Raw genomic sequence first — 7,024 nt, forward strand, 5'->3', positions numbered from 1 at the left:
CCACTGACAATCGGCCTCGCCAGCGTATTTCCGCAGGTCAGAGCGATTGTCAGTGGGGTGGTGCACGGTGGATACAGATCCGAACCGGCCGAGCTGGAGGGGGCCTCAGCCATGTCTGTGTCCGTGGAACCTACGTCCGTCGAACCGAGCCAGAACCACTCCGCGCCCGCGAACGCGGCGCAGGCGCTGCGCCCGCACGCCGAGGACGCCTTCGCCGCCGAACTCGCCGCGCTGGCCGCGCAGGACGACCGTCCGCGCCCGGCCCGCTGGAAGCTGTCGCCGTGGGCGGTCGCCACCTACCTGCTCGGCGGCACCCTCCCGGACGGCACGGTGATCACACCGAAATATGTGGGCCCGCGCCGTATCGTCGAGGTCGCCGTCACCACGCTCGCCACCGACCGCGCCCTGCTCCTGCTCGGCGTGCCCGGCACGGCCAAGACCTGGGTGTCCGAGCATCTGGCCGCCGCGGTCAGCGGGGACTCGACGCTGCTGGTGCAGGGCACGGCGGGCACCCCCGAGGAGGCCATCCGCTACGGCTGGAACTACGCGCGGCTGCTCGCCCACGGCCCGAGCCGGGACGCCCTCGTGCCCAGCCCGGTGATGCGGGCCATGGCGGAGGGCATGACGGCCCGGGTGGAGGAGCTGACCCGTATCCCGGCGGATGTGCAGGACACGTTGATCACGATCCTGTCGGAGAAGACGCTGCCGATACCGGAACTGGGCCAGGAAGTGCAGGCGGTCCGCGGCTTCAACCTGATCGCCACGGCCAACGACCGCGATCGCGGGGTCAACGACCTGTCCAGCGCGCTGCGCCGCCGCTTCAACACGGTGGTGCTGCCCCTGCCGGCCGACGCCGACACCGAGGTCGACATCGTCTCCCGGCGCGTCGACCAGCTGGGCCGCTCTCTCGACCTGCCCGCGGCGCCCGACGGCATCGACGAGATCCGCCGCGTCGTGACCGTCTTCCGTGAACTGCGCGACGGCATCACCGCCGACGGCCGTACGAAGCTGAAGTCGCCCAGCGGCACGCTGTCCACCGCCGAGGCGATCTCCGTCGTCACCAACGGGCTCGCCCTGGCCGCCCACTTCGGCGACGGAGTGCTGCGGCCGGGTGACGTTGCCGCGGGCATTCTGGGCGCCGTCGTCCGCGACCCCGCGGCCGACCGCGTGATCTGGCAGGAGTACCTGGAGACGGTCGTCCGCGAGCGCGACGGTTGGAAGGACTTCTACCGGGCCTGCCGGGAGGTGAGCGCGTGAGCGAGTCCCGACCCCTGCTGCTCGGCGTGCGGCACCACGGGCCGGGGTCGGCGCGGGCGGTACGGGCCGCGCTGGATGCCGCCGCGCCCGAAGTGGTGCTGATCGAGGGGCCGCCCGAGGCCGACGCCCTTGTTCCGCTCGCCGCCGACCAGGGCATGCGGCCCCCGGTCGCGCTCCTCGCCCACGCCGTGGACGAGCCCGGCCGCTCGGCGTTCTGGCCACTGGCCGAGTTCTCCCCGGAGTGGGTGGCCATCCGCTGGGCCCTGGAGCACGACGTACCGGCCCGCTTCATCGACCTGCCCGCCACACACACCCTGGCGTGGCAGAAGGAGGAGCAAGGGCAGGAAGGGGCGGAAGCGGAGGAAAGGGGAGCCGGAGAGGAGAAAGAGGAAGAGAAGGGAGGAGGGGGAGCGCGTCCCGAGTCCGCGGACGGCACCGGCGCCCCGTCGTCCCCGTCCGGCCCATCTGCCCCGTCCGGCCCGTCTGTCGAGCACACCGTCCGTCTCGACCCGCTGGCCGTGCTCGCCGAGACCGCCGGGTACGACGATCCCGAGCGCTGGTGGGAGGACGTCGTCGAGCACCGGGGCGCAGGGGACCCGGGGGTGGGGACGCGGGAGGCCGCTCTCGCGCCGTTCGCCGCGCTGGAGGAGGCGATGGGGGCGCTGCGGGAGACATACGGCGCGGGCGGGCATGACCGGGACCTCGTGCGGGAGGCGTATATGCGGCTCCAACTGCGGGCCGCCCAGCGGGAGTTCGGAGACGAAGTGGCCGTGGTGTGCGGGGCGTGGCACGTGCCCGCGCTGCGCCGGAAGAGCGCTGTCACCGCCGACCGGGCGCTGCTGAAGGGGCTGCCCAAGGTCAAGGTGGACCTGACGTGGGTGCCGTGGACGCACCGCAGACTGTCCCGGGTCAGCGGCTACGGGGCGGGCATCGACTCGCCGGGCTGGTACGGGCATCTGTTCGGCGCTCCGGACCGGCCGGTCGAGCGGTGGCTGACCAAGGTGGCGGGGCTGCTGCGCGAGGAGGACCGGATCGTGTCGTCCGCGCATGTCATCGAGGCGGTCCGGCTGGCCGGGACGCTCGCCGCGATGCGCGGACGCCCGCTGCCGGGGCTGACCGAGACCACCGACGCGGTGCGCGCCGTGATGTGCGACGGCTCGGATGTGCCGCTGGCGCTGGTGCACGACCGGCTGGTGGTCGGCGATGTGCTGGGGGAGGTGCCGGACACGGCGCCCGCCGTGCCGTTGCAGCGGGACCTGGCCCTGCTGCAACGGCGGCTGCGGCTCAAGCCCGAGGCGCTGGAGCGGGAGCTGGAGCTGGATCTGCGCAAGGAGACCGACGCCGAGCGCGGCCGGCTGCTGCACCGGCTGCGGCTGCTGGGCATCGGCTGGGGCGAGCAGGCCCGGTCACGGGGCAGCACGGGCACGTTCCGGGAGACGTGGCGGCTGCGCTGGGAGCCGGAGTTGTCCGTGCGGGTCGCCGAGGCCGGGGTGTGGGGTACGACGGTGGTCGCCGCCGCGACCGCCAAGGCCGAGGCGGACGCCCAGGCCGCGCAGGCGCTCGCGGAGGTGACCGCGCTGGCCGAGCACTGCCTGCTGGCCGGACTGCGCGACGCGCTCCCGGTGGTGATGCGGGTGCTCGCCGACCGGGCGGCGCTCGACGCCGACGTCGGCCATCTCGCACAGGCCCTCCCCGCCCTGGTCCGCTCGCTGCGCTACGGCGACGTGCGGGGCACGGACACCAGGGCGCTCGCCGAGGTCGCCGCGGGCCTCGCGGAGCGTGTCTTCGTCGGGCTGCCACCGGCCTGCACCGCCCTCGACGCGGACGCGGCCGAGCAGTTGCGCGGCCACGTGGACGCGGTGCACGGCGCGGTGGGGCTCCTCGCCGAGAGCTCCGCCGCGCACCACGGCGACCTGCGGGCCCGCTGGCGCTCCGTGCTGCGGTCGCTGTCCGGCAGGGACACCGTGCCCGGGGTGATCCGCGGCCGGGCCGTTCGTCTCCTGCTGGACGAGGGGGCGGTGGGACAGGACGAGGCGGCCCGGCTGATGGGGCTCGTGCTCTCGCCGGGCACGCCGCCGCAGGACGCCGCCGCCTGGATCGAGGGCTTTGTGGGCGGCGGGGGAGGCATGCTGCTCGTGCACGACGAGCGACTGCTGGGGCTGGTCGACGCATGGCTGACCGGGGTGCCGGCGGACGCGTTCACAGATGTCCTGCCGCTGCTGCGGCGGACGTTCTCGGCGTACGAAGCGGGCGTGCGGCGGACCCTCGGCGAGCTGGTGCGGCGCGGCCCCGGAGCGCGGGGCGGCGCGTCGGCGGGCCGGACCGTCGGCCTACCCGGGTTCGCAGCCGAGCCCGACACCGAGCGCGCGGAGGCCGTACTGCCGCTGGTGCGGCTGCTGCTCGGCCTGGACACCGACGACAAGGACCTGACGGGGGTGGGCAGATGACGACCACGGAGAACAAGACAGAGGCCGCTGCGGGCGGTTCAGCCGATCCGGACGCCGCCGGGGAACGGCTGCGGCGCTGGCGTCTGGTGCTAGGCGGCGAGTCCGCCGACGGGACCGGATGCACGCTGCGCGGACAGGACGCGGCGATGGACGGCGCGCTCGCCGCGCTCTACGGGAAGGGGGACAGACCCCAGTCGGGACGGGACCGTTCGGCGGGGCTCGGGGCGTCCGCCCCGTCCGTGGCCCGCTGGCTCGGCGACATCCGGACCTACTTCCCCTCCTCCGTCGTCCAGGTCATGCAGCGGGACGCCATCGACCGACTCGGGCTGGACTCCCTGCTGCTGGAGCCGGAGATGCTGGAGGCGGTGGAGGCCGATGTGCACCTCGTCGGCACCCTGCTCTCGCTCAACAAGGCGATGCCGGAGACCACGAAGGAGACCGCACGGGCGGTCGTGCGAAAAGTCGTCGAGGACCTGGAGAAGCGGCTCGCGACCCGGACCCGGGCCACGCTCACCGGCGCCCTCGACCGCAGCGCCCGCGTCAACCGGCCGCGCCACCACGACATCGACTGGAACCGCACGATCGCGGCCAACCTCAAGCACTATCTGCCCGAGTACCGCACGATCGTGCCGGAGCGGCTCATCGGTTACGGGCGCGCCGCCCGGTCCGTGAAGAAGGAGGTCGTCCTCTGCATCGACCAGTCGGGATCGATGGCGGCGTCCGTCGTCTACGCCTCCGTGTTCGGGGCGGTGCTGGCGTCCATGCGGTCCATCGACACCCGGCTCGTCGTCTTCGACACGGCCGTCGTCGACCTCACCGACCAGCTGGACGACCCCGTCGACGTGCTGTTCGGCACCCAGCTCGGCGGCGGCACCGACATCAACCGGGCGCTCGCCTACTGCCAGTCGCAGATCACCCGGCCGACCGAAACGGTGGTGGTGCTCATCAGCGACCTGTACGAGGGCGGCATACGCAACGAGATGCTCAAGCGGGTCGCGGCGATGAAGGCGTCGGGGGTGCAGTTCGTGGCGCTGCTCGCGCTGTCCGACGAGGGGGCGCCCGCGTACGACCGTGAACACGCGGCGGCGCTGGCCGCGTTGGGCGCGCCCGCCTTCGCCTGCACCCCCGACCTCTTCCCCGAGGTCATGGCGGCGGCGATCGAGAAGCGCCCGTTGCCGATACCGGACGGCATATGAGGTCCGGGGCGGAAGGGGACATGACTACCCATCGGTAATGGGGGGCTTGCGCAACCTCGGGCGTCCCGTGCAAGGATCGATGCCCGCATCGCGCCGACCCGGCACTCGTTCCGCCGCACGGGAGGACCCACCCGCTCTTGGCCTCAGCAGCAGCTCTGCCCGGTGCCGTTGTGCGGGTATGGCGCATGGCGGGCGGGCGGCGTGTGCTGCAACTGGCGGTGCTGGTGGGTGCCTTGTTCGCGCTCGGACTCCTCTGCGGCCAGCGGGCGCACGCGGCCGACGGCGCCCCGTCCTTGCCCTCGGCCGCTTCGTCTCCGGCCCTGACCCCGACGGCCGTAACGGCTCCGTCGGTGGCGATCCCGGTGGAGGACGCGGCGGGGACTCGCACGGGCGGCGCGTCGCATACCCATGACCGAAAGGCCGGCTCCTGCGGTGGGCCAGCGCCCGCACCCGTTTCCGTCCCGGCGCCCGCGCCCTCGGCCGTATCGGCTCCGTCGGTGGTGACCCCGGTGGAGGACGCGGCGCGGACCCTCATGGGCGGCGCGCCGCACACCCAGGACCGACCGGCCGGCTCCCGCGGTCGGCCCGACCCCGGCCCTGCCTCCGCCCCGGCGCCCGCGCCCGCATCCGCATCCGATCCGGCGCCCGTGCTCGCACCCGCATCCGCCTCCGTCCTCGCCCCGGTGCCCGCACTCGCCTCCGTCCTCGCCCCGGTGCCCGCACTCGCCTCCGTCCTCGCCCCGGTGCCCGCACTCGCCTCCGTCCTCGCCCCGGTGCCCGCGCCCGATCCGGTGTTCGCACCTGCCCCGGCCCTCGCCCTCGTGCGGGCGTCCGTAGCCGCCGCTGCGGCCGAACCGGTGCCTGTGGCTCAGCCTGCGGTCCATGACGTGGTGCGTGCCGTCGCCGGTGGGGTCGTGGGAGCCGCGGGCGATGTGGTCGGGGCGGTTACCCGGACCGCGGACGAGGCGCGGACGGCGGTGTCGGCGCTGCCCGAGGCACCCGCCCCGCCCGCCGTGCCCGTGCTGCCGTCACCGGCCGCACCGCGCGGGGGGACGGCGGCCACGCTGCCGTTGCCGTCGCTTCCCGGACTCTCCGAATGGCCGGGGCAGTTGTTGCCCGCACCGGTCACCTCGGAGCCGGAGCCGGAGCCGGGGCCGGAGCCTGGACCGGGGGAGCGGGGCGAGTCGCAGGCGTCCCCCGGACCGGCCACGCGCATGGGCAAGCGGACGGTCGCGCACCGGACGTCGGCCGTCGCCGTTCATGGCCCGGCCGGAACCGCCGTCGCCCCCGAGTCGGGGTCCGCGGTGCACCGCGGCGGCCATCGCGCCGCACCCGCCGTGGACAGCCCGTCCCACCCCGCCCCGGGCGGCGACCCGGACGGCACGGTGGGCAAGTGGGCCCTGAACAGCGGCACTTCGCGTCATGCCGACCTGCATGCCGTCACCCTGTACCACCGGGCGCCGCTGTGGCTCGTGCCCGGTACCGCCGTGCGTGCCGTCGCGCCCGGGACCCTGGACGGGCACCGGGACATCCCGGTCTTCCCCGGCTAGCACGGGTCCGGCCGGTTCCCCGTTCCGGACCGGCGCGGGCGGATCATGTCCGCCCGCCTGCCAGGTCCGGGCACCGCTTCATCCGGACCGCCGTCCGTGCCGGACCGCCGTCCGTGCCGGACCGCCGTCCGTGCCGGACCGCCGTCCGTGCCGGACCGCCGTCCGTACCGGACCGCTGTCCGCATCCGCCCCCATCCGTACCGGACCGCTGTCCGCATCCGCCCCCATCCGTCGCATCCGCCCGCACGCGCGCATGGGCCGTCGACGGCCCCTACGACCGCCCCCCGGTGCCCCGATGCGACCGGCGCGGTCAACGTGACGGGCATGCGGGCATGACGAGCGCGACCGGTGCGACTGACGTGACCGGTGTGACGAGGTACCGGTGTGACGGGCGTGATTGGCGTGACGGCGTGGAGCTGTGAGCCGCCCACCTCTGCCGACTCCGTGGGGCAGCCGGGGCCGGACCGCCGAATGCCGTCGGCGCGTCCGGCCCGCACCTCACGGGCGGGGCGGGCCGGTCCCCATTGGGGTGGGGACCAGCCGCCCCGGGCCCTTTCGGGCCCTTCCAGGGGCC

General features: G+C 74.6%; 4 protein-coding genes. All 4 read left to right on the forward strand.

The features are described 5' to 3' along the window. Positions 1–111: 111 nt before the first annotated feature. The 4 genes from ACWEKM_RS26110 (at position 112) to ACWEKM_RS26125 (ending at position 6,450) form a co-directional block, all read left to right on the forward strand. Entirely contained in the window at positions 112–1,257 is a 1,146-nt protein-coding gene (locus ACWEKM_RS26110) for an ATP-binding protein (RefSeq protein ID WP_451623658.1), read from the forward strand. Further along, positions 1,254–3,704 carry a DUF5682 family protein gene (locus ACWEKM_RS26115; protein WP_451623659.1) on the forward strand — a complete coding sequence of 817 codons (2,451 nt, stop codon included), beginning with the start codon at positions 1,254–1,256 and terminating at the stop codon, positions 3,702–3,704. Before ACWEKM_RS26110 ends, ACWEKM_RS26115 begins: the two co-directional genes overlap by 4 nt. Next, a complete protein-coding gene (locus tag ACWEKM_RS26120) occupies positions 3,701–4,900 on the forward strand; it encodes a VWA domain-containing protein (RefSeq protein WP_451623660.1) in 1,200 nt (399 codons plus the stop codon). The genes ACWEKM_RS26115 and ACWEKM_RS26120 overlap by 4 nt, the downstream gene beginning before the upstream one ends. A gap of 497 nt (positions 4,901–5,397) precedes the next feature. Continuing rightward, the gene (locus tag ACWEKM_RS26125) at positions 5,398–6,450 is read left to right on the forward strand and encodes a hypothetical protein (RefSeq protein ID WP_451623661.1); all 1,053 of its coding nucleotides are present in this window, start codon (positions 5,398–5,400) and stop codon (positions 6,448–6,450) included. The last annotated feature ends 574 nt before the right edge of the window (positions 6,451–7,024 follow it).

The sequence above is a fragment of the Streptomyces sp. NPDC004752 genome (genome assembly GCF_053601275.1).

Excerpts from the sequence above, each read along its gene's own strand:
- ACWEKM_RS26110 (WP_451623658.1), top strand. The coding sequence starts at position 112 with ATGTCTGTGTCCGTGGAACCTACGTCCGTCGAACCGAGCCAGAACCAC.
- ACWEKM_RS26120 (WP_451623660.1), top strand. The coding sequence starts at position 3,701 with ATGACGACCACGGAGAACAAGACAGAGGCCGCTGCGGGCGGTTCAGCC.